The sequence below is a fragment of the Thalassobacillus sp. C254 genome (genome assembly GCF_001310615.1).
Genome location: NZ_BAXQ01000003.1, coordinates 127,797 through 149,562, shown reverse-complemented (window position 1 = coordinate 149,562; position 21,766 = coordinate 127,797). Strand labels below are relative to the sequence as shown.

Genomic DNA, 21,766 nt, shown 5'->3' with positions numbered 1-21,766 from the left:
AGCCCAGCTTTTAACTTTAAGGTGGCTGATCTTTATGATTGGCTTAATTATTATGTCTTTTGGTATTGCTTGATGATCCGGGCCGAATTAGGAAGCGCCCCTTGGGATGTCCTCCATATAGGACTTACTCTTCAATTTGGGTTAACAGTGGGAACATGGAGCATCATTATGGGGATATTTATCATTGGATTCACGTCTTTGCTGACAAAAGAACGTCCTCAGCTTGGCGGAGTCGTTAACATGGTGCTTGTCGGGGTTTTTATAGATGTCTTTCTCTTTGTACTCCCGGCAGGAGGAACTTTTTTATGGCAGCTTCTAATGCTGCTTGGCGGTATCATTGTCATTGCTTATGGAATAGGTTTGTATATTGCTCCAAATTGTGGAGCTGGCCCGAGGGATAGTTTGATGCTTGCCCTGACTCAAAAGACAGGCTGGAAGGTATCACGAGTTCGGGGCATTATGGAAATCGTTGTTTTAACAGTCGGCTGGCTCCTGGGAGGACCAGTTTTTCTGGGGACAATATTATTTTGTTTTGGAATTGGAGCAGTAGTGGGCATTACACTGCCACAATGCCAGCAGTTTGTTGATCGATTGATTAAAAGAGGTGGTATGGATGAAAATTTCAACAAAGGGACGATACGGGCTGACCATTATGATGGCGTTGGCAAAGAAGTACGGTGAAGGGCCTGTTTCTTTAAAGTCTATTGCAAAAGAGCATAATTTATCAGAGCATTACCTTGAGCAGCTTATTGCTCCGCTTCGCAATGCTATGCTTGTAAAAAGCGTTAGAGGCGCCTATGGTGGCTATATGCTTGCAAAAAGCGCAGAGGAAATTACAGCAGGTGATATTATTAGGGTGCTTGAAGGCCCCATTAGTCCTGTGGAAGTTATGGAAAATGAAGAGCCAGCGAAACGAAATCTCTGGATTCAAATTCGAGATGCGGTGAAAGAGGTCCTTGATAATACCACGCTTCATGATTTAGCCACATATGAAGATAAAGGCGATCAGGAATACTTTATGTTTTATATTTAGATAATAATAGAAAAATGAAATAGACTGCTTTACATGAAAGTCTTTAGTCAATACTTGCAAGAAAACAGGCAGTTCATGGTGATGAAGGAGGGTATGTAAAAATTATGAAGTCGATATATATGGACCATGCTGCCACCAGCCCGGTCCGGGAAGAGGTAATTGACGCAATGCTGCCTTCATGAAAGAGCACTTTGGAAACCCGTCCAGCATTCATCAATTTGGAAGACGATCACGTCAAGCATTAGATGAATCAAGAAGGACGATTGCACAATCTATTGAATCCTCTCCAGAAGAAATCATCTTTACAAGCGGCGGAACAGAAGCGGACAACCTTGCTTTAATAGGTTATGCAGAAGCCAATCAAGGAAAAGGGAAGCATATTATTACCACTCAAATTGAGCATCATGCTATCCTTCATACTTGTGAAAGACTTGAAAAAATGGGGTATGATGTTACGTATCTCCCTGTTTCTGAAGAGGGACTTGTCTCTGTACAGGAAATAGAATCATCTCTCCGGGAGGATACAATTCTAGTTTCGATTATGTATGGTAATAACGAAGTGGGTACTCTCCAGCCTATTGAAGAAATAGGGGCCTTATTAAGGGAAAAAGAGGTAGCCTTTCATACTGATGCAGTTCAGGTATACGGTCTTCTTCCTCTTACTATGAAGACTTTGCCTGTGGATATGCTGTCTGTGTCTTCGCACAAAATTAACGGACCCAAGGGGACAGGCTTTTTATATGTCCGTAACGGGATAAATATCTCCCCGACTGTGACGGGGGGCGAACAAGAACGGAAACGACGGGCTGGAACAGAAAACGTTCCGTCGATTGTAGGCTTTGCCAAGCTGCTGAGCTGGCCGTTAAGGAACAAGAAGAGCGATGGAACAAATACAGACAGTTAACTGATCTTTTTCTGGACCGTCTTGAAGAGAAGGAAGTAAGAAGATATATTAATGGAAATAGAAATAAGTCACTCCCTCATATTCTAAATCTCAGCTTTCCTAAGATAAATGTAGAGTCCATGCTTGTAAACCTGGATTTAGCCGGGATTGCTGCTTCTAGTGGTTCAGCCTGTACGGCGGGATCTATTGAACCATCTCATGTACTGGCTGCAATGTACGGAGAAGGAGAAAAACTTTATTCTTCTATTCGGTTTAGCCTTGGGTACGGCAATTCCGTGGAAGAAATTGAGCACGTTACTGAGGAGTTGAAAAAGGTTACTGAGCGTTTGAGCGCTCAGGCTGAATGAAAACGGGGTGAAAGAACATGAATTCAACAAAAGAAAAGTCACCGGAAAATACCCGTGTGGTCGTTGGGATGTCGGGAGGTGTAGATTCTTCTGTGGCAGCCACTCTTTTGAAGGAACAAGGATATGAAGTCATCGGTATTTTTATGAAAAACTGGGATGACACCGATGAAAATGGTGTGTGTACGGCTACAGAAGATTATGAGGATGTTATCCAGGTGTGTAACCAGATAGGCATTCCATATTACGCTGTGAACTTTGAAAAGCAATATTGGGATAAAGTATTCACCTACTTCCTTGATGAATACAAAGCAGGCCGGACACCTAACCCTGATGTCATGTGTAATAAAGAAATTAAGTTTAAAGCATTTCTAGATCACGCGATGTCTCTGGGAGCGGATTATCTCGCCACCGGCCATTATGCTCAAGTTCGCAGAAGCAAAAGCGGGAAAGTAGAAATGCTCCGCGGAGTTGACGACAACAAGGACCAGACTTATTTCTTAAATCAATTAAACCAGGAGCAGCTAAGCAAGGTGATGTTTCCACTTGGCCATCTGCCAAAAAGGAAGTCCGTGAAATAGCAGAAGATCGAGGGCTCGCTACAGCAAAGAAAAAAGACAGTACGGGCATCTGTTTTATTGGAGAAAGAAACTTTAAGGAGTTTTTACAATCCTTCCTGCCAGCACAGCCTGGAGAAATGCAGACACTCGACGGCGAAGTCAAAGGAACTCATGAGGGATTAATGTACTATACCCTTGGACAAAGGCAGGGGCTTGGTATTGGCGGAGCAGGAGAGCCATGGTTCGTTCTCGACAAGGACCTGGAAAATAATATTCTATTGGTAGGCCAAGGCTATCACCACGAAGCGTTATACTCTGAAGGCTTGTATGCTTCAGAGCTGAATTGGATCACTGGTAAGGAATTCAATGAGCCGTTTTCGTGTACAGCGAAATTCAGATACCGCCAAACTGATGAAAAAGTTACCGTTCATCCCCTGGAAAACGGAGAGGTAAAAGTGATATTTGAGGAAGCTCAGCGTGCGATTACTCCAGGCCAGGCCGTAGTATTTTATGACGGTGATGTGTGCCTGGGCGGAGGTACAATTGAACGAGCCATTAAAAGGGAAAGCGTGCACTCTTAAGCGTTTTCCCTTTTCCTCTTTCATCGTACAGATGTAAAAGGACAATTTGAAAAGGTCATTGATGAAGAAAGGAGAAGTACCATGCATGAAAATGAAAAAGCTAGACAAGCCCTGCAGGAAGGAAATATGGAGGAAGCGGCAAAAGCATTACATAAAGCTATTGAGGAAGATCCAAACGATCCGGTTAACTTTATTAATTTTGGCAACCTCTTAGCCGGCGTGGGAGAGGAAGACAGGGCTCTGCAGTTTTATCAAAAAGCACTAGAGCTGGATGAAAATGCTGCTACTGCCTATTACGGCTCAGGCAATGTATTATATAATCAAGATAAAATGGCAGAGGCTCTTACCATGTACCAGCAGGCATTAAAAGCAGGTTTGGATGATCCGAATTTACATTATATGATGGGGCTTGTGTATTATCAGTCTGGAAGGATTCCAAGGGCCCTGGCTTCACTGAAAAGGGCTCTGGAGCAGAATGAAGGGGATACAGAAGCGCGCTTTTACTATGGTTTATGTCTGGCCCAGTCGGAGCAGATAGAAGAATCCATTTTGGAATTTGAGCGAGTGATCAATGAAAATGAAGAGCATGCAGATGCCCATTTCAACCTTGGTGTGGCAATGATTTACCAAGAGAAAGCAGAAGAAGCGCTGAATCATTTTGAGAAAGCTTTGGAGATCCAGCCGGATCACATGCTTGCTGCCAACGGGAAAAAAAGAGTAGAAGAGCTGCTGGGAAATTAAGTGGAGGAAAAAGTAATGGTGGATCATTCTTCTCAATTTAATACAGAGGAAGAAGACCGTCCCTATATTCGGGGCAGTGTCCTTCATCTTATCTTTCGAAACGACGATAATGGCTACACAGTAGCAAAAGTGAAGGTGAAAAAGGCCCAGCCTTCTGTGGAAGGTGACACGGTTACCGTGGTCGGGTTTTTTCCAGTCATTGAACCAGAAGAAACGTATGAATTTGAAGGATCTTTCAAAGAGCATCCACGGTTTGGGAAACAGCTCCAGGCAGAATCATATCGAAAGGATATTCCTACAGAAGAAGAAGCTGTTATCTCTTATTTATCCAGTGACCGTTTTACGGGGATTGGGAAGAAAACAGCTGCGTCGATTGTACAAAGCCTGGGTAATGATGCCATAAATAAAATCCTTGATAATCCAGACGTTTTAAGGGAAGTACAAGGATTAAACGAAAAAAAGCGTACTCTCTTATTTGATCAATTGATGGAAAATCAGGGATGGAGAGGGCGATGCTCTTACTGACCGTTATGGCTTTGGCCTTGATCTTGCAGTCAAGGTTTATAATACGTATAAAGACCAGACCTTGGAAACTGTTCAGAATAATCCTTATCAACTTGTCTGGGATGTAGAAGGAATTGGCTTTCATAAAGCAGACAAACTGGGAAGAAAGATGGGAATTAAGGATAATAACATGGAACGAATTAAGGCAGGTGTGCTGTACGCCTTGTACGAGCATACTATGCAGGACGGTCACGTGTATATGCCACAGCATCTTCTTGAAGAGAAATCTGTTGAACTTCTTAGTGAGGAATCAGAAGCTATATCAAAAGATGAAGTGTGGAACGGTCTTCTGGAACTTGCTGAAGACGGAAAAGTTGCTGTTGAGGATGAAAGAGCTTATATTACCTCTTTATATTTTGCTGAAAAGGGATTTGTCACGAATGTCCGGAGATTATTAACAAAGGACGAAGAAGATCCATTCCCGGAAGCGGAATTTTTAAAAGCATTAGGTGAAGCAGAGGAACGGTTTACCATTGAATATGAAAATCAACAGCGTGAGGCTATACAAAAAGCCATACATTCCCCCTTATGGTCCTAACAGGCGGCCCCGGGACAGGCAAAACCACTGTTATACGTGCCATTGTGGAAATATTTGCTAGTCTTCATGGGTACTCTTTAGATCAAAACGATTACAAAAATGATGAACCCTTTCCGGTCCTTTTGGCAGCACCGACTGGACGGGCTGCAAAACGAATGAAAGAATCGACAGGACTACCTGCCACCACTATTCACAAATTGCTGGGCTATAAAGGAGAAGCGGAAGAGGAAGGCTTTGAAAAAAGTGAAGAGCAGCCATTAGAAGGAAAACTTCTTATTATTGATGAAGTGTCCATGGTCGATATGTGGCTTGCCAATCAATTGTTTAAAGCAGTTCCAGATGACATGCAGGTGATCTTAGTGGGTGATGAAGATCAACTTCCCTCTGTGGGTCCCGGACAGGTGTTGGGGGATTTGATTCATTCCGAATGCGTCCCTGTTGTCTCCTTGTCAGTAGTTTACCGGCAGGCAGAAGGGTCTTCCATTATTGATTTGGCTCATATCATAAAAAATGGTGAATTTCCTGAGAAGCTGGAACAGCCTAAAAGTGACCGGAGGTTTTTTCCTTGCGGAAAACACCAGGTAGCACAAGTGATTGAACAGGTCTGCGAGGGGGCAGTGCGACGGGGCTACAAACCAAAAGAAATACAGGTGCTTGCTCCTATGTACAGGGGTCCTGCGGGAGTGGATATGCTAAACGAAGGCCTCCAAGAACTGTTTAACCCGGCAAAAGAAGGGAAGCGTGAAGTGCAGTTTGGTGAAAAGATATACCGCACTGGGGATGTTGTTCTTCAGCTTGTAAACAACCCTGAAGAACAGGTCTTTAATGGGGATCGTGGAGAAATTGTAGCGATATTTACGGCAAAAGAAACAGTCGATAGGCAAATTCAAATCGTGATTTCTTTTGATGGAATAGAGGTAACATACACAAAACAAGATCTTAAACAGATTACACTTGCTTATTGTTCCTCAATTCATAAAGCCCAGGGGAGTGAGTTTCCCATCGTTGTTTTGCCAATGGTGATGTCCTACCGTCGAATGCTTAGAAGAAATCTTATTTATACAGCAGTCACAAGGGCAAAGGATTACTTGATCCTTTGCGGGGAAAGCAGGGCACTGGAATTTGGCATCAGCAGCATAATAAGGACAGCCGTTTGACTCGTTTGAAGGAAAAGCTCCAGGAAGCCCTGCTGGAAGATACTCACCAGCATGAGTGATCACTTTTTGTCACATTCTAAACATACTCCGAGTAGTTGGAGTATGGAGAAAAGGAGATTCACTGGATAAATAAGTATATAATTCCAGCAAAGAGGACATGATGGTTACCAAAAAGAGGCTGTAGAGAGCCTCTAGGTAGAGGTGACTGTAATGAAATGTCCCAATTGTAAGCGCAAAGACCTGGGGAAATTAAGCGCAAACCAATATTATTGCTGGAATTGTTTTGTTGAATTAACTGTCATTGATGGTGTTTGCTCTTTATACCAAGTGGAAGAAGACGGCTCTTTAAGTTCTTTGGATGATCTATTTGAAGAAGAAGAGATGAAAATAGAAGCTGAAGGGTAAAGGAGGCAAAACAGCATGCGCACAACAATGTGGACTTCAATGCTTGCCTTAGGGGTAACCTCTGCGGCATACGCCATGACAAAAGGGCGAAGAAGAAAGAACATGTGGCAGCGTATGATGGAGCCAATGATGAATTTCGATGTCGAAGAATGGATGCCGGCTCGAAGCTCAGCAATGCAGCGTATCAGACGAAGAGTAAATAAGGCTATTTAACAAATATATGCACTCTTTCCTGCGGGAAAGGGTGTTTTTTTGACCTTTCGGAGTTTGTTTCCGATGAAGAAAGACAGGAGCGTTAAAGCGGCTTCAGGATGTTGTCTATTGGCTGGCATATATCAAGTTAATTTAGAGGGAGTACATACTTTTGTAAAAAAAAGTCATGCTAGGAAATAGAGGTGGTGAAAGGTGGAAAGGAAGAAAGAAACAATCTGGGTTCTTAGAATTTTAATCATTGTTTTGATCCTGATAGGCTTTTATTTGTTAATGCTTCTCTCCCCTGGTGGTGGAAGGAGTAAAGAAAGCAGGAAAGATTCTTCTTCCTTTTCTTCTTGCCGGATTGATTACTTACCTTCTGCATCCATTAGTAGATAAGATAGAACAATGGAAAGTCCCAAGATTTCTTTCCATTCTCCTGATTTATGGTTTATTTATCGGCGGAACCGTGTGGGGAGTGATTAAGGGAGGGCCCTATTTATTTGATCAAGTGGAAAGTTTAATCACGCAGATTCCAGAGTGGAGTCAGGAGTTCAGTCAGACTATGACATGGATTCACCATAGAGCGGACCAATTCCCCCCGGCTCTTCATGATGCAATGGAAGAAGGAATTGATCGAGTAGAACAAAGTATTCAAAGAGGACTTGGTTCTTTGCTTGAAAGCTGGCAGCTAATGTTTGATGGAATGATTGTGATCTTTTTGCTTCCATTTCTTGTCTTTTTATTTATTAAAAGATTTAGAGGCTTTTGAAAAAACAGTTGTTCAAATTACACCAAAGAAGTGGAGAGATGAGGGTCTTTTATTAGTAAGAGCAGTAGATGAAGCACTGGGTGGGTACATAAAAGGACAGGTACTTGTTGCTTTGGCAATAGGACTGATTACAACGTCAGCCTTGTGGCTTATCGGAGTTCCTTTCCCTGTTTTATTAGGGATTTTTGCTGCCTTAATGGAACTTATACCTTATTTCGGAGCATTCCTGGGGGCAATCCCCGCCCTCCTTGTTGCAGCTACAGTCTCATTCAGGGTGCTGATCATTACAAGTATTACCCTCCTGATTATTCAGCAAATCGAAGGGAATCTTCTTTCACCTCTAATAGTAGGTAAGAGCGTGCACTTACACCCCCTCCTTATTATATTTGCTTTATTGTTAGGATTTGAAGTAGCAGGTGTTCTTGGACTGATTCTGGCTGTACCTGTATTTGTTATTATAAGTAAAGTGATAAGGGCCTTTAATGAACAGAAAACTACCTGGAAAACAGCCCCTTAACTGCAAAGCTTACATTTTGAGGCCGTTCGGCAAGCCTGCGCATAAAGTAGCCGTACCAGTCATTACCGAAAGGAACATAGGAACAAAAACGATATCCTTCCCCAACCAATTGAAGTTGAAGCTCATTGCGGAAGCCATACAGCATTTGAAATTCAAATAGATCTCTTGGAATATTGTGATCATCCACAAATTTCTTTACTTCTTCGATAATTACATGATCATGGGTTGCAATGGCTGTATAGCTGGCATTTAAAAGATGTTTTTTTATTAGCTTTAAAAAGTTGGCGTCTATATCTTTTTTTGATTGCATGGCAACGGTGGGAGGCTCTTTGTAGGCTCCTTTTACTACCCTCAGCGGTATGCCTTTTAATGCATCAAGGTCACTTTCTGCACGGTATAAATAAGCTTGAATTACTGTGCCGACATTATCAAATTCTTTTCGAAGCTCTGCCAGAATATCTAATGTTGTTTGATAACGGCCGTAGTCTTCCATGTCAATATTTACAAACAAACCATGTTCGTTAGCTTCACTTACTATGCTCTTCATGTTGTCTAAGCAAAGAGACCGGTCAATGTCCAAGCCAAGCTTAGTCAGTTTTAAAGATAGGTGGCAGTCAGTTTTTTCTAAAGCTATTGCTTGTAGTATTTTGATACAGTACTCTCGAGCTTCCGCAGCATCTTTTGCATCAGTTACATACTCACCTAAGTGATCAACCGTGCACAAAATGCCTTGTGCATTTAAGGATTTGACTGTGGACATGGCACTCTCAATTGTCGTACCCGCCACAACCTTGGAGGCCCCTAATCGAAGCCCCCATCTTTTGGCACTTTTATTTAACGTTTTACTTTGTGAAAGATAAAGGAAAAAACTTCTGGATACATTTTTCAATTACAACCCCTCCACGCACCGATGAATTTAAGTAACCATGGTATGAGTGAACAACTAGGGTGTCCTCAAAAGGCTCTTTTCAGGAGATATACACTTCACTTTTCATAAAGGCACAAGTAAATCAACATTTTTACGCTCACTTCATGTGCCTCCACGATATCCTCTATGCCTGCGGGTCTGGAGTCTACCTGTATTTCAGCCTAGGTTAGTTAAAACGATACCCTGTTTGCCTAATAGGACACCCCCTTTATATGTTCTAGAATTGGTCAGTCACAGTTTTTGGCTGCATAAATAAGAGAAGGTAATCAGGACCTCCGGCTTTAGAGTCTGTACCGGACATATTAAATCCTCCAAATGGCTGGTATCCTACAATAGCTCCTGTGCATCCCCGGTTAAAATAAAGGTTTCCAACCATGAATTCCTCACGGGCTTTCTCGAGGTGTTCCCTATTATTTGAAATCACAGCACCAGTAAGACCGTAATCCGTATTATTGGCAATGTCTAAGAGCTCCTGAAAATCCTTGGCTTTAGAGAAAGCCACAACAGGACCAAATATTTCTTCCTGCATAATTCTCGCTTCAGGCTCCACATCAGAAAACACAGTAGGCTTGATAAAATACCCTTTTGAGTCGTCACCAAAGCCACCTGCTTTTAAGGTGCCTTCTCTTTTTCCAATTTCAATATAGTCCATGATCTTATCATAGGCAGCCTGGTCGTTCACCGGCCCCATGAAGTTATCAGGTTCTTCAGGGTTTCCAACAGTTAATTCTTTCGTTCGTTCAGTCACTCTGTTAAGCACTTCCTCATATACATCCTGATGTACAACGGCACGAGAGCAGGCGGAGCACTTTTGCCCGGAGAATCCAAAGGCAGAGTATACGATAGATTCAACGGCAGTATCAATATCACATTCACTATCTACAATGATCGTGTCTTTTCCGCCCATTTCTATGCTGGCCCGCTTGAACCATTTTTGCCCTGGCTGTACTTTAGCTGCCCGCTCATAAAGACGCACTCCTACATCCTTTGAACCGGTAAAATTAATAAAGGCTGTCTTTGGATGATCAACTAAAAAGTCACCAATTTCCGAGCCGCTTCCAGGGATGTAATTGACAACCCCTTTAGGCATTCCGCCTTCCTCTAAAGCTTCCATAAATTTGTATGCTATAACAGGTGTTGTGCTTGCTGGTTTGAGCAAGATAGTATTTCCGCAGACCATGGGGCCGACAGTCGTACCGGCCATGATGGCAAAAGCAAAGTTCCATGGGGAAATCGTTACACCCACACCGAGGGGGATGTAAGTAAACTGGTTAAACTCAAGTTCCTCCCTGCTATGAATAGGAACACCATTTTTCAATGTAAGAATTTGACGTCCGTAGTACTCCAGAAAGTCAATGGCCTCGGCTGTATCGGCGTCTGCTTCTTTCCACGGCTTTCCTGCTTCATATACGAGGTAAGAAGAAAATTCATGCTTTCTTCTTCTAACAATCGCTGCTGTTCTAAAAAGAACATTAGCCCGTGCTTCTGGCTTCCACTTTTTCCAAGATTCAAAGGCTTTCTGAGCACTTTGATGTGCTTTCTCTGCATGATCTTTTGTCGCTTTTGATACATAACCGACAATTTCTTTTTTGTCAGATGGATTTTCAGAAACTATTTTATCCTCTGTCATTACTCGTTCTCCGCCTATAATAAGGGGGTATTCTTTTCCAAGCTCCTGCTTAACCAATGTTAGGGCTTCATCAAACTCTTTTTTATTATCGGGATTAGTAAAATCAGTGAATGGCTCGTGTCTATATGCCCATACCATGACAAATCAGCTCCTTTACGTTAATAAATGATTTCACCACTTAATAATGCAAAAAGCGTGCCAAAATAAAAAGCTTATAAAAACAGTGAGGAAAAACAAGAAGAGACTGAAAAGTGCAAAAATATATTGCATTTAAGTGCAAATTTTTTTGCATAGAGGTAAAGAAAATGTAAGTTATAGAAAAACCTTCCTAGTAAAATTCCAAGAAGGCCGGGTAATCGAATGTGTAAACGAGGTAAAGGCAGACAACATTCCTAATCCTGTTTATTAATTTTGAATTTTTCAAGCTTATATTGAAGGCTTTGTCTGCTTATTCCTAGCTTTTTGGCTGATCTTTTTATATTATATTCATTATTTTGCAGTGCATGTTTGATCATGGACTTTTCCATTTCTTCAAGCATTTGAGGCATAGTGTTTCCGTTTTTTAATGAAAAGGGAAGGGTATTTTCATCTTTCAGGCTGTGGTGAGCAAACCTCATTTTATTCTGAAAGTGTGGTGGAAGATGAGAATGTGAAATTTTTTCTTCTTCAATAATTAAGTTCATAGCCCCTTCTATCACGTGCTCAAGTTCTCTGACGTTTCCAGGCCAATGATAGGAGTGGAAGGTCTCACGTACGCCATCGGTTATCCCGCTGACGTTCATTTGAAAAAGGTAGTTATATTTTCTTAAGAAAGCTTCCACCAATGGGAAAGTGTCATCTTTTCGGTCCCTAAGAGGCGGAATAAAAAGAGTAACGACACTTAAACGATAATAAAGATCCTTTCGTAAACGTCCTTCTGCAATTGCATCGATGGGGTCTTCATTAATAGTCGCTATTATACGTGTATTTATGGGACGTTCTTTTGTTTCTCCTATCCTTGTTACCTTTCTTTCTTGAATGGCTCGCAGGAGCTTAGCTTGAAGAGAAGTGGGGAGAGAGTTAATTTCATCAAGAAGTAAAGTCCCTCCTTCAGCTTCTTCAAACAGCCCAGGGCGTTCAATTGCACCAGTAAAGGCTCCCTTTACTGTGCCAAAAAGTATGCCTTCAATTAAAGATTCTGGTAAGGCGGCACAGTTTTGAGTAATAAACGGCCCAGCTGCTCTCTCACTGCCACTATGGATGCTTTGAGCAAATAATTCTTTGCCAGTTCCAGTTTCCCCAACAATTAAAACAGAAGAAGAGGTCCTTGTAGCTCTCTTAGCATTTTCAATTACTTCTTTAAACGGTGGTGAATCACCGATTAGATTGTCAAATGTGTAGGTAGTGTTACTCTTACGTTTTATATTTTCTCTAATCAGCTTCTCCACCTGGGTGATGTCTTTAGCGATTTCAACAGCTGCAATGGTTTTTCCTCTTTTTTTTATCGGAAATATATTATTAATAGTGGTAATCTCTTCACCTTTATTGTTAAAATAGTTTTGTTTTTCATTGTGAAAGGATCTTCCATGGTGTAATGCTTGAAGAAGCCTGCTGTCCAGTTTATTTTTAAATCGAAATACATCAGTAATTTTCTTTTTCGAAAAATCCTCCATGGTCATGGATTCAATGGAACGCATCTTTTTATTATAAATAATAGGCTTTGCCTCGGAATCTACAACTCTGATTCCTAGGTCAATATTATCCAGGATTGTTTGATGTATAAGGGGCTCGATTAACTCGCTTTTTATTTTTTCTTCCATTTCCTCACCTCGCAGGTATAGTTGTATGACAGGAGACTGCTGATGCAGAACAAAAGTGCAAAAATTTTCAGTAAATGCAAAACATTTTTGCTTTATTTTATAATTTACTCATTCACATGACAAGGGGAAATAACAGACTAGGCTCTGGCATATATAAGAAGGAAAGGATATAGTTGAAACTTGGCATTGTTCTTGCAATGATAGTAGACGTGATCAAAAGGGGGGAGTTTTGTGGAGTACACGCTAACTGCAGCAACATGGTTTTGGTTGTTAGTGCCAATGCCGCTGCTCATCATTTTATCTTTTATTACTTGGAAGTTTGATCCTTCACGAGGAAAGGGGGACTAGAAATGGAAACAACAACATTAATTACTTTTATTGTATATCTAGTAGGGATGCTTGTTATCGGCCTTATTTTTTATCGTCTCACTCATAATTTGTCGGATTATGTCCTGGGAGGAAGGTCTCTTGGTGGAGGAGTCGCCGCTTTAAGTGCAGGGGCGTCAGATATGAGCAGCTGGCTTTTGTTAGGTCTTCCTGGAGCGTTGTATGTCGGAGGCATGAGTGAAATATGGATTGCTGTCGGCCTGGCTATTGGAGCTTACTTAAATTGGCAGTTTGTAGCAAAAAGGCTTAGACAATATACGGAGGTAGCAAAGGATTCCATTACGATTCCTGATTTTCTGGAAAACAGGTTCCATGATCGTACGAAGATCCTGAGAATTATTTCTGCCCTGTTTATTCTTCTTTTCTTTGCTTTTTATACCTCTGCAGGCCTTGTCGGAGGCGCTCGGTTATTTGAAGCTTCCTTTGGTCTGACCTATGAGTCCGCCCTTTGGATCGGAGTGGCGGTTATCATTTCCTATACTTTTCTTGGAGGATTTTTAGCGGTCAGCTGGACCGATTTCTTTCAAGGTATTCTTATGTTTTTAGCCCTGCTTATTGTTCCTGTTGTCGCCATTTATGAAATGGGCGGCTGGGGAGAAAGTGTTCAGGCTGTAGGAGAAGTGGACACTGCATATTTAGACGTGTTTGCAGGAACCACAGCCATTGGGATTATCTCTCTTCTTGCCTGGGGACTGGGCTATTTTGGCCAGCCTCATATTATTACGAGGTTTATGGCTATTAAATCTGTCCAGGAAGTGGGGAAAGCCCGCTTTATTGGAATGAGCTGGATGGTTTTAGCCTTATTTGGTGCCATATTTACTGGATTTGCAGGAATTGCCTACTTTGCAGGGGGCGGACCTGGTACACCTATTGCAGAGGGTGCGGAAGAAACCGTTTTTATACTTTTTACCCAGGTTTTGTTTAACCCATGGGTAGCTGGCTTTTTACTGGCTGCCATTTTAGCGGCGATCATGAGCACAATTGACTCACAGCTCCTCGTTTCTTCAAGTGCGCTGGCAGAAGACTTTTATAAAGGGCTTCTAAGGCCGGCTGCCACGGAAAAAGAGCTTGTCTGGATAGGGAGAATTGGAGTCGTGGGAATTGCCCTAATCGCAACACTTCTCGCTTACAACCCAGACAGCACTATATTAGATCTGGTTGGATATGCGTGGGCAGGGTTTGGAGCTGCATTCGGTCCGGTTATTTTACTGTCTCTTTTTTGGAGAAGGATGACCAAATGGGGAGCATTAGCTGGGATGGTAACCGGGGGAGTAACGGTTATTATTTGGAGCAATCTAAGCGGAGGTCTGTTTGACCTTTACGAAATCGTGCCAGGCTTTGTATTTGGAGGATTAATGATTATTGCAGTCAGTCTCATGGACCGAAAGCCAGTGCAAGAGATTATTGATGAATTCAATTCGGTAAAAAACTAATGGAAACTTGAAATATAGGGGATAAATATTGTTTAATATATAAGAGAGGATAAATGTAAAGAAATAATAATACGATGACGGAATGAAAAGCCAAAGCCCGTCTAACAGAGAGAGATTCCCGAGGCTGAAAGGAATCTAGGCGAAGATTGGCATAATAGCTACTCCAGAGTGCGGGAAAACCCTGCCGCTGGCCACGTTACGGCCGACTGAGTTGACGGATGACTTGTATCCGTAACCAGGGTGGTACCGCGTGATATATTCTCGTCCCTGAAGGAGGGACGGGATTTTTTTGTGCTTGAAACAGCTTAGCTGGTTTACTGGAGCTTTCCTGGAACAGCGAACAGCCGCAATCTGGCCTGATTTCTTATTGGTCCCAGAAGCGAGACACGTAATTGAAAAATGAAAGGAAGGATATATATGAAAAGACTTACAGCTGCAGAAGTTAGACAGCAATTTTTAGATTTCTTTAAAGAAAAAGGCCATTCAGTAGAACCAAGTGCATCTTTAATTCCCCATGAGGATCCATCCTTGCTTTGGATCAACAGCGGGGTAGCTACGTTAAAGAAATATTTTGATGGAAGAGTGATTCCTGAGAACCCTAGAATCGTAAATGCCCAGAAATCAATCCGTACCAATGATATTGAAAACGTAGGAAAAACTGCAAGACACCATACTTTTTTTGAAATGCTGGGCAATTTCTCCATTGGAGATTATTTTAAGAATGAAGCTATTGAGTGGGCGTGGGAATTTTTAACCGACAAAAAGTGGATTGGGTTTGATCCTGAACGGCTGTCAGTTACCGTTCACCCTGAAGACGATGAAGCATTTGAATATTGGAAAAACAAAATAGGCCTTCCTGAAGAAAGAATTATACGTTTAGAAGAAAATTTCTGGGACATTGGCGAGGGTCCGAGCGGTCCGAACACAGAGATATTCTATGACCGTGGACCAGAATACGGAGATGATTCAAATGACCCTGAATTATATCCTGGAGGAGAAAATGAGAGGTACCTTGAAATTTGGAATCTTGTATTTTCTCAATTTAACCACAATCCAGACCATACCTATACACCGCTTCCGAAGAAAAACATTGACACTGGGATGGGACTTGAACGAATAGTCTCTGTCATTCAAGATGCAGAGACGAATTTTGATACTGATTTGTTCCTCTATTATTCGTGCAACAGAAGAAATCTCGGGGAAAAAATACGGGAAGAACAAACAAATAGATGAGTCCTTTAAAGTGATTGCCGACCATGTACGTACTGTTAGCTTTTCTGTCGGTGATGGAGCTCTCCCATCAAATGAAGGACGAGGGTACGTCCTGCGCAGGCTGCTTCGCCGGGCCGTCCGCTATGCAAAATTAATAGATATCAATCGTCCTTTTATGTATGAACTTGTTCCGGTAGTAGGAGAAATTATGAAAGATTACTATCCGGAAGTAGAGGATAAATCAACCTTTATTCAAAAAGTAATAAAAAATGAAGAAGAGCGTTTCCATGAAACGTTAAGTGAAGGGCTCTCCATCCTGTCGAATGTGATGGAAGAAGCGAAGAGAAATGGAGAAACGGTTATTTCTGGAAAAGAGGTCTTCAGGTTATATGATACGTATGGATTTCCGGCAGACTTAACAGAAGAATACGTCACAGAAAAAGGCTTTACCATTGATGAAGCCGGATTTGAAAAGGAAATGGCTGAACAGAGAGAGAGGGCAAGAGCAGCTCGAAAAGACAGCGGCTCTATGCAGACGCAGGAATCTGTGCTCTCTGATGTGAAAATTGACAGTGAATTTACCGGTTATGAACAATTATCTGCTGAATCGGCAGTGGAGGTTATTGTGTATCAAAAGGAAACAGTAGATGCGCTTTCAGCCGGTCGTGAAGCGAAAGTCATTTTAAACAAGACACCGTTTTATGCCGAAAGCGGAGGACAGGTCGCTGACCAGGGGTCTTTAACAGGCGACGGGGTATACGCTTTAGTAAAGGATGTACAAAAAGCTCCGAACGGGCAGCACCTTCATACGATTGAAGTGAAAGAAGGAACCTTAAAAAAGGGAATGACAGTACAGGCTACAGTGGAAGAAACGGAAAGAATTGATATTGTTAAGAACCACACTTCCACTCATTTGCTCCATCAAGCTTTAAAAGATGTACTTGGAGAGCATGTTAATCAGGCTGGTTCCTTGTGAGCCAAGAGCGTCTCCGCTTTGATTTTTCTCATTTTGGACAAGTAAAAGAAGAAGAGCTTGAAAAAATTGAAGCCATTGTAAATGAACATGTCTGGAAAGCAATTCCCGTAGTCATAGAGCAAAAAGATATTGAAGAAGCTAAAGCGATGGGAGCTATGGCTTTATTTGGTGAAAAGTACGGCTCAAGAGTCAGAGTAGTACAAGTTGGAGACTACAGCGTTGAACTTTGCGGGGGCTGTCATGTAAGGAACACTGCTGAAATAGGGTTGTTTAAGATCGTTTCTGAAGCAGGTATTGGCGCTGGGGTCAGAAGAATAGAAGCTGTGACAGGAAAAAAGCTTATGAAGTCATGAATGATCAAATACAAATACTGAGGGAAACAGAGAATATAGTAAAAGCGAAAAAACCAGAAGATGTTCCTCTGCGTGTAGAAGCCCTTCGTCAGCAAATCCGTGATCTTCAAAGAGAAAATGAATCTCTTTCGGCTAAGCTGGGTAACATGGAAGCAGGAAGCCTGATTGATGAGGCCGAGGAAGTAAATGGAGTTAAGGTCATTGCAAAACAAGTAACTGCAACCGACATGGATGCTTTGAGAAATACAGTTGATGAACTGAAAAACAAGCTAGGATCTGGTATTGTGGTATTAGGAGCTGAAAATAACGGGAAAGTCAATTTTGTCGCAGGTGTAACAAAAGATTTAATTGAAAATGGCTATAAAGCAGGCGTAATTGTGAAAGAAACAGCTTCCATTTGCGGCGGAGGCGGCGGGGGCCGCCCAGATATGGCTCAAGCAGGCGGAAAGAAGCCAGAAAAATTACAAGAAGCTCTTGCCGCTGTTCCGGGTATAATCAGCGCCATTTCCTAAACCGAATTATTTGATGTACAATGGAAAAAAGAGGATAGGTTAACGTTGCAGCTTTCACTTTGGACAGGTTACTGTATGTATGGGAAATTCTCTTTTAATGCCATATCAGTCTCAAAGCAGGACTTTCATGATATAAAGGTACGGTTTGTTCCTTGGTTGCCTTCACCGTTAACCTAAGAAGAAAGAGGTGTGTGCAGTGGGTTCTAATGACAACACAATGAAATTTAACGTTCCCGACGATTCTTTTGATGCAGAGGCAAAAGAGGTACTTTTAACAGTTTATGAAGCTTTAGAAGAGAAAGGCTATAATCCCATTAATCAGATTGTAGGGTATCTGTTGTCTGGAGATCCAGCATACATTCCCCGGTACAAAGAAGCGCGTTCTCTTATTAGGAAACTGGAACGTGATGAGTTGATTGAGGAATTAGTACGTTCTTATTTGAACCACACGAGAAAGGAATCAAAATGAAAGTATTAGGCATAGATTTAGGGACACGGCGTATTGGCATCGCTGTTAGTGATGCAATGGGGTGGACTGCTCAAGGGGTAGAGACCATTCATCTCAAAGATGAAGATGTTGAGACGTCGTTTCCTCGCATCAAAGAGCTTATCAAGGAGTATGAAATAACAAAAATTGTTGTCGGGCTCCCTAAAAACATGAATGGAACCATCGGTCCAAGAGGGGAACAATGCCAGGAGTATGCCCAGTCTCTGGAAAAAGAGGTTTCACTGCCAGTTGTAATGTATGATGAAAGACTGACCACCCAGGCAGTGGAAAGAACCCTTATTTCCGCCGATGTAAGCCGTAAGAAAAGAAAACAAGTAGTGGATAAAATGGCAGCAGTTATGATTTTACAAGGATATTTGGATCAACATGGGTAAACTAAAATGAATCAGGGTACACAAAGAGTAGGAGGTGTATGATATGGCAGAAGAAAACAAAACAATCGCAGTAACTGATGATGAAGGTAATGAGCATCTTTTAGATATCCTGTTTACTTTTGACCTGGAGCAGACAGGCCATTCATATATGGTTTTAACTTCAGCTGGTGAGCAGCAGGATGAAGAAGAAGAAGAGGAAGAAGAAATTGAAGTTTACGCTTTTCGTTACGAGGAAAAGGATGGAGAAGATGCGGAGCAGGCCCTTTATCCAATTGAATCAGATGAAGAGTGGGATATGGTTGAAGAGATGATTGAAACTTTAAGCGCGGAAGATCAGATTTAAGTGAATTTCAGCCTTTCTGCATAAAGCAGAAAGGCTTTTTTATTCATACATAAAAAAGGCTCCGACTTTAGCGAAATTTGACTAATATTATATAATAGTACGGGGAGGGGAAGAGAGTGCGGGATATTGACAAAGAAGAAGTAGAAAAATCAATGACGAAAAGAGCGAAACAAGCCAGAATTATACGGAAAATTGTAATGATTTCCCTGCTTGTTATTGTAATTGCTATAGCAGGAATACTCGCAGGGGCTACATGTATGTACAATCTGCTATTGGCCCCCAGGAGGAAGAAGCGGAAGGACAAATTGTCGAAATACCTATCGGTTCTTCGACAGCACAGATTGGAGAAATATTAGAAGAAGAAAATATCATTCAAAATGGAACCTTTTTCCGCTACTATGTCCGCTATCAAAACGAAGGAGGCTTTCAGGCTGGTGAATATGAGCTTTCAAGAGCCATGGATATTGACGAGATTATTGAAGAGCTTAAAGAAGGCCGTATAGATGAAGAACCAGAAATCATTTTTACTATACCAGAGGGATATTGGCTTGAGTCCATTGTAGAGACGGTTGCTGAGTATACTCCCCATGATGTAGAGGACATTATGGATGTGATACAGGATCAAGAGTACGTAGAAGGCTTGATTGATCGTTATGATATTTTAACTGATGATATTTTGGATGAGGAAATTCGTTATGCCTTTGAGGGATACTTCTTTCCATCAAGGTATGATTCTATGAAGAAGACCCTTCAATCGAAGAAGTTGTTGAATTAATGTTGGATAGAACTGAGGATGTCCTTGGTGATTATGAAGAGCAAATGGCAGATACTAATTTGACCATTCATGAATTGCTCACTCTTTCTTCCATAGTGGAAAGAGAAGCACAGCAGGATGAAGACCGGCCATTAATTGCTGGCGTCTTGTTTAATAGATTAGATGAAGACATGCGATTGCAGGTAGACCCTACGGTATCTTATGCCCTTGGAGAGCACCAATATATGACAACCTTTGACCACACCGCCGAGGATTCACCATATAATACGTACATGTACGGAGGACTGCCTCCAAGCCCGATTGCAAGTCCTGGCCGGGACTCTATAGAAGCTGTGCTAAATCCTGAAGATAGCAGCTATTTATATTTCTATGCCCGGTATAATGGAGAAGTTATTTATAATGAGACCTATGAAGAGCATAATCGGGTACATCAGGAGTATCGTCATGAATGGGTAGAAGGCGGAGGAGATCAGGAAGAAGAAGCAGAGTAATTTCTGCAGGCTGTCCAGACAGGGCAGCCTTTTTTATGCTGTCACCCTTTCATCTCTTCTCTGCAAGGAAATGGTGCGACGCTTAGAAATTAAAGATATTCTATGGTAAAATGACGCAAGATAAGAAAGTGTAAAGGAGACAGTAATGAACGGTGAAACCATAGAAGCATATTTACTCTCATTGTACCCTGAGCAGAAAGATCTCTTAAAGGAGATGGAAATGACAGCGAGACAGGAGAATATCCCTATAATTGACACCATCTCCCTTGAAGCAGTACTGCAGATTTTGAGAGTGCATAATGCAAGTAAAGTTTTGGAGATTGGAACGGCTATTGGATATTCTGCTTTGCGTATGGCAAAAGGGGTCAAGGGATTAACTGTAACAACCATCGAGCGTGATGAGAAAAGATATAACCAGGCAGTTGAATTTATCGCTCGCAGCGGAGCAGAGGATAGGATTACCCTTGTGTATGGTGATGCATTAGAAGAACGTAAAAAGCTTGAAGAAATGGCTCCATATGATGTATTATTTATTGATGCTGCCAAAGGCCAGTATAAGAACTTTTTTACTATGTATACCCCGCTTCTAAATAATCACGGGATAATTATTACAGACAATGTTCTTTTTAAAGGGTACGTGACTGATCCTGAGCAAAGCCCGAAAAGAATGAAGACGATGGTACGTAAAGTAAAAGAATACAACGAATGGTTATTAAATCATCCTGAATATACTACGGCAATTCTTCCCGTTGGTGATGGAATTGCAGTAACCACAAGAAAGGAAAGCTGGTGATGATAATGGATAAAGGACCTGAATTACTTGTGACTCCATTGTCAGTTGAGGATATTGCCCCCCTTGCTGAGGCTGGTGCGGACGCAGTCCTGATTGGCGAGGAGGCATATGGTCTGCGTTTAGCAGGAGAATTTGACAGAGGTGAATTAAAGAAGGCAGTGGAAGCAGCTCATACAGCAGGAATCAAAGCTTATGTAGCTATGAATGCCATTTTTCATAATGACCAGGTTAACGACCTGTTTGATTATTTACGTTATGTGAAAGAGATCAAAGGAGACGCTGTCGTATTTGGAGACCCGGCAGTCCTGATGGCAGCCAGAGAAGCGGCTCCAGATCTTCCTCTTCATTGGAACACGGAAACGACAGCAACCAACTGGTTTACAGCCAATTACTGGGGAGAAAAAGGAGCAAAGCGTGCAGTCCTTGCTAGAGAGATTAATTTGGATGCCGTCGTCGAAACAAAAGAAAATGCAAACGTGGAAATAGAAGTCCAGGTCCATGGAATGACTGCCATGTTCCAGTCAAAACGACGGTTAGTCGGCAATTATATGGAATACCAGGGGAAAAGCTTAAAAGTAGAGCGCAGGAGCAAGGACCGGGGTATGTTCTTGTATGACCCTGAACGAGATGCGAAATATCCTATTTTTGAAGACAGTAATGGGACCCATATCATGAGTCCAAACGATATGTGTATCATTGATGAGCTCGATGAAATGCTTGATGCTGGAGTTGACAGTTTTAAAATAGATGGAATTCTTAAAAATGCTGAGTATATTAGAAACGTTACAGCCTTGTACAGAGAAGCCATTGATCTCTATAGAAATTCTCCGGATGAATATAATGAGAAACGAGAAGATTTTCTTAAAGCGGCAGAGGCGTTGCAGCCTGAGCACCGCAGTTTAGATACCGGCTTCTTCTTTAAAGAAACGGTATATTAAAGGAGG

At 41.8% G+C, this 21,766-nt stretch carries 22 protein-coding genes and 3 pseudogenes; 22 read left to right on the top strand and 3 right to left on the bottom strand.

The genetic code is table 11. The annotated features are described in order from the left end of the window. Positions 1 to 21: 21 nt before the first annotated feature. From JCM19033_RS05295 to JCM19033_RS05250, 12 genes and pseudogenes are all read left to right on the top strand, one after another. Positions 22 to 681, top strand: a complete 660-nt coding sequence (locus JCM19033_RS05295) for a YitT family protein (RefSeq protein ID WP_306301231.1) — start codon at positions 22 to 24, stop codon at positions 679 to 681. After that, on the top strand, positions 614 to 1,033 hold the full coding sequence (cymR, locus tag JCM19033_RS05290; RefSeq protein ID WP_054635536.1) for a cysteine metabolism transcriptional regulator CymR: 420 nt from the start codon (positions 614 to 616) through the stop codon (positions 1,031 to 1,033). Before JCM19033_RS05295 ends, cymR begins: the two co-directional genes overlap by 68 nt. Positions 1,034 to 1,137: 104 nt before the next feature. Next, positions 1,138 to 2,284 (top strand): annotated as a pseudogene (locus tag JCM19033_RS05285) (cysteine desulfurase family protein). A 17-nt stretch (positions 2,285 to 2,301) separates the two neighbouring features. Beyond that, positions 2,302 to 3,422 (top strand): annotated as a pseudogene (gene mnmA, locus JCM19033_RS05280) (tRNA 2-thiouridine(34) synthase MnmA). Positions 3,423 to 3,503: 81 nt separating this feature from the next. Beyond that, positions 3,504 to 4,163: a lipopolysaccharide assembly protein LapB gene (locus JCM19033_RS05275; protein WP_054635535.1), complete on the top strand. Its 660-nt coding sequence runs from the start codon at positions 3,504 to 3,506 to the stop codon at positions 4,161 to 4,163. Beyond that, positions 4,164 to 4,688: an ATP-dependent RecD-like DNA helicase gene (locus JCM19033_RS25105; RefSeq protein WP_269757974.1), complete on the top strand. Its 525-nt coding sequence runs from the start codon at positions 4,164 to 4,166 to the stop codon at positions 4,686 to 4,688. Beyond that, positions 4,657 to 5,265: a helix-hairpin-helix domain-containing protein gene (locus tag JCM19033_RS25100; RefSeq protein WP_269757989.1), complete on the top strand. Its 609-nt coding sequence runs from the start codon at positions 4,657 to 4,659 to the stop codon at positions 5,263 to 5,265. The genes JCM19033_RS25105 and JCM19033_RS25100 overlap by 32 nt, the downstream gene beginning before the upstream one ends. Continuing rightward, a complete protein-coding gene (locus JCM19033_RS25095) occupies positions 5,256 to 6,422 on the top strand; it encodes an AAA family ATPase (RefSeq protein WP_269757973.1) in 1,167 nt (388 codons plus the stop codon). Before JCM19033_RS25100 ends, JCM19033_RS25095 begins: the two co-directional genes overlap by 10 nt. 210 nt (positions 6,423 to 6,632) lie before the next feature. After that, complete coding sequence (locus JCM19033_RS05265; protein WP_054635534.1) at positions 6,633 to 6,827, top strand: hypothetical protein; 195 nt, start codon at positions 6,633 to 6,635, stop codon at positions 6,825 to 6,827. Between the two features lie 15 nt (positions 6,828 to 6,842). Further along, positions 6,843 to 7,040, top strand: a complete 198-nt coding sequence (locus JCM19033_RS05260) for a hypothetical protein (protein WP_054635533.1) — start codon at positions 6,843 to 6,845, stop codon at positions 7,038 to 7,040. A 343-nt stretch (positions 7,041 to 7,383) separates the two neighbouring features. Next, positions 7,384 to 7,791 (top strand): AI-2E family transporter, encoded by a 408-nt coding sequence (locus tag JCM19033_RS05255; protein ID WP_198153409.1) that lies wholly within the window; start codon positions 7,384 to 7,386, stop codon positions 7,789 to 7,791. Beyond that, positions 7,754 to 8,308 (top strand): AI-2E family transporter, encoded by a 555-nt coding sequence (locus JCM19033_RS05250; protein ID WP_054635531.1) that lies wholly within the window; start codon positions 7,754 to 7,756, stop codon positions 8,306 to 8,308. Before JCM19033_RS05255 ends, JCM19033_RS05250 begins: the two co-directional genes overlap by 38 nt. Here the strand turns inward: JCM19033_RS05250 and JCM19033_RS05245 are convergent. From JCM19033_RS05245 to JCM19033_RS05235, 3 genes are all read right to left on the bottom strand, one after another. Next, positions 8,286 to 9,197 carry a proline dehydrogenase family protein gene (locus JCM19033_RS05245; protein ID WP_054635530.1) on the bottom strand — a complete coding sequence of 304 codons (912 nt, stop codon included), beginning with the start codon at positions 9,195 to 9,197 and terminating at the stop codon, positions 8,286 to 8,288. The two genes, JCM19033_RS05250 and JCM19033_RS05245, sit on opposite strands and share 23 nt — an antisense overlap. A gap of 256 nt (positions 9,198 to 9,453) precedes the next feature. Further along, positions 9,454 to 11,004 carry an L-glutamate gamma-semialdehyde dehydrogenase gene (gene pruA, locus JCM19033_RS05240; protein WP_054635529.1) on the bottom strand — a complete coding sequence of 517 codons (1,551 nt, stop codon included), beginning with the start codon at positions 11,002 to 11,004 and terminating at the stop codon, positions 9,454 to 9,456. Positions 11,005 to 11,258: 254 nt separating this feature from the next. Continuing rightward, positions 11,259 to 12,665, bottom strand: coding sequence for a sigma-54-dependent Fis family transcriptional regulator (locus JCM19033_RS05235; RefSeq protein WP_054635528.1), 1,407 nt, complete (start codon positions 12,663 to 12,665; stop codon positions 11,259 to 11,261). 173 nt (positions 12,666 to 12,838) lie between these two features. On the opposite strand from JCM19033_RS05235, the gene JCM19033_RS23180 reads away from it, so the two are divergent. From JCM19033_RS23180 to JCM19033_RS05195, 10 genes and pseudogenes are all read left to right on the top strand, one after another. Continuing rightward, positions 12,839 to 12,988, top strand: a complete 150-nt coding sequence (locus JCM19033_RS23180; protein WP_157049743.1) for a hypothetical protein — start codon at positions 12,839 to 12,841, stop codon at positions 12,986 to 12,988. A 27-nt stretch (positions 12,989 to 13,015) separates the two neighbouring features. Continuing rightward, a complete protein-coding gene (gene putP / locus JCM19033_RS05230; RefSeq protein ID WP_054635527.1) occupies positions 13,016 to 14,485 on the top strand; it encodes a sodium/proline symporter PutP in 1,470 nt (489 codons plus the stop codon). Positions 14,486 to 14,902: 417 nt separating this feature from the next. Further along, positions 14,903 to 17,538: pseudogene (gene alaS / locus JCM19033_RS05225) on the top strand (alanine--tRNA ligase). Positions 17,539 to 17,734: 196 nt separating this feature from the next. Next, positions 17,735 to 18,007: an IreB family regulatory phosphoprotein gene (locus JCM19033_RS05220; protein WP_054635526.1), complete on the top strand. Its 273-nt coding sequence runs from the start codon at positions 17,735 to 17,737 to the stop codon at positions 18,005 to 18,007. Then, complete coding sequence (gene ruvX, locus JCM19033_RS05215; RefSeq protein ID WP_054635525.1) at positions 18,004 to 18,420, top strand: Holliday junction resolvase RuvX; 417 nt, start codon at positions 18,004 to 18,006, stop codon at positions 18,418 to 18,420. Before JCM19033_RS05220 ends, ruvX begins: the two co-directional genes overlap by 4 nt. Positions 18,421 to 18,463: 43 nt before the next feature. Beyond that, positions 18,464 to 18,763: a DUF1292 domain-containing protein gene (locus JCM19033_RS05210; RefSeq protein WP_054635524.1), complete on the top strand. Its 300-nt coding sequence runs from the start codon at positions 18,464 to 18,466 to the stop codon at positions 18,761 to 18,763. Between the two features lie 253 nt (positions 18,764 to 19,016). Then, positions 19,017 to 19,538 carry an endolytic transglycosylase MltG gene (locus JCM19033_RS27140; RefSeq protein ID WP_306301230.1) on the top strand — a complete coding sequence of 174 codons (522 nt, stop codon included), beginning with the start codon at positions 19,017 to 19,019 and terminating at the stop codon, positions 19,536 to 19,538. Beyond that, positions 19,538 to 20,029, top strand: a complete 492-nt coding sequence (gene mltG / locus JCM19033_RS27135) for an endolytic transglycosylase MltG (protein WP_306301229.1) — start codon at positions 19,538 to 19,540, stop codon at positions 20,027 to 20,029. Before JCM19033_RS27140 ends, mltG begins: the two co-directional genes overlap by 1 nt. Positions 20,030 to 20,174: 145 nt before the next feature. Then, on the top strand, positions 20,175 to 20,822 hold the full coding sequence (locus JCM19033_RS05200; protein ID WP_054635523.1) for an O-methyltransferase: 648 nt from the start codon (positions 20,175 to 20,177) through the stop codon (positions 20,820 to 20,822). Positions 20,823 to 20,827: 5 nt separating this feature from the next. Then, positions 20,828 to 21,760, top strand: coding sequence for a peptidase U32 family protein (locus JCM19033_RS05195; protein ID WP_054635634.1), 933 nt, complete (start codon positions 20,828 to 20,830; stop codon positions 21,758 to 21,760). Positions 21,761 to 21,766 lie beyond the last annotated feature (6 nt).